The sequence below is a fragment of the Actinomadura scrupuli genome (assembly GCF_050971785.1).
Classification (GTDB): Bacteria; Actinomycetota; Actinomycetes; order Streptosporangiales; family Streptosporangiaceae; genus Actinomadura_E; species Actinomadura_E scrupuli.
On sequence record NZ_JBPCCU010000025.1, the window covers coordinates 1 to 1369 of the forward strand.

At 65.7% G+C, this 1369-nt stretch carries 1 protein-coding gene; it reads left to right on the top strand.

The window, feature by feature from the left end; genetic code table 11:
- Positions 1-157 precede the first annotated feature (157 nt).
- Positions 158-1327, top strand: coding sequence for an IS256 family transposase (locus ACRYCC_RS43965; protein ID WP_433820231.1), 1170 nt, complete (start codon positions 158-160; stop codon positions 1325-1327).
- Positions 1328-1369 lie beyond the last annotated feature (42 nt).

Genomic DNA, 1369 nt, shown 5'->3' on the forward strand with positions numbered 1-1369 from the left:
GGGAGTGTCATAAAGATCGTGTGTGTGGGGCGGTGATCCGGAAGGCTGGAGCGGATGCTCTGGCTGGGAAGGATCACCAGTGAACGACGACGAGATCACGGGCGGGTTGGATGTGCAGCTCGCCCGCGAGTTGATCGACCGGGCCCGGGAGCAGGGCATGTCCCTGGTCGGGCCGGACGGGTTGCTGGCGGGTGTCACCAAGACGGTGCTGCAGGCCGCGCTCGAGGCCGAGATGGCCGAGCACCTGGGCTATGACAAGGGCGAGCGCCCTCAGGTCCCGAGCGGTAATCACCGTAACGGGACCTCGGTGAAGACGGTGCTGACCGAGGTCGGCCCGGTGAGCGTGGACGTGCCTCGGGATCGGGCGGGTGAGTTCACCCCGCAGATCGTGCCCAAGCACGCCCGGCGGATCGAGGGGTTCGACGAGGCCATCGTCAGCCTGTATGCGAAGGGGCTGACGACCGGGGAGATCCGGGCGCATCTGGCTGAGATCTACCAGGTGCAGGTCTCGCGGGATCTGATCTCCCGGGTCACCGATAAGGTCGTGGAGGAGCTGGAGGCCTGGCGGTCGAGGCCGCTGGCCTCGGTCTACCCGGTGGTGCTGATCGATGCGATCTATGTGAAGATCCGTGAGGGTCAGGTCGCGAACCGGCCGATCTACGTGGCGTTGGGCATCGACTGTCACGGTGAGCGGGACGTGCTGGGCATGTGGGCCGGCACCGGCGGAGAAGGCGCCAAACAGTGGATGACCTACCTCGCCGAGCTACGCAACCGCGGTGTCGGTGATGTGTGCATCGTGGCGTGTGATGGTCTCAAAGGGCTGCCCGAGGCGATCACGCAGATCTGGCCCCAGGCCACCGTCCAGTTGTGCGTGGTGCATCTGGTGCGGGCGTCGCTGCGGTATGCCTCCAAGAAGTACTGGTCCCAGATCACCAAGGACCTGCGCGAGGTCTACACCGCCGCAACGGTCACCGCGGCGGAGGTGCGGTTCGCCGAGTTCGAAGCCGACTGGGGCGAGCGGTACCCGGCGATGGTGCGGATGTGGACCGATGCGTGGGATACCTTCGTCCCGTTCCTGGAGTTCCCGCCCGAGATCCGCAAGATCATCTACACCACGAACGCGATCGAGAGCCTGAACGCCCGGTTCCGCCAGGCCGCCCGCAGGCGAGGCCACTTCCCCACCGAGCAGGCCGCCCTGAAAGTGCTCTACCTCGTCGTCCGCGCCCCGATCAAGAACCGACTCAACGTCACCGGCAAGACCCCCGGGTGGAAAACGGCGCTCAACACGCTGTCGCTCTACTACGGCGACCGCATCACCCTCAACTAACCAAGCGATCACCGCTCTGCACACAAAGATCCGGACAGTCCC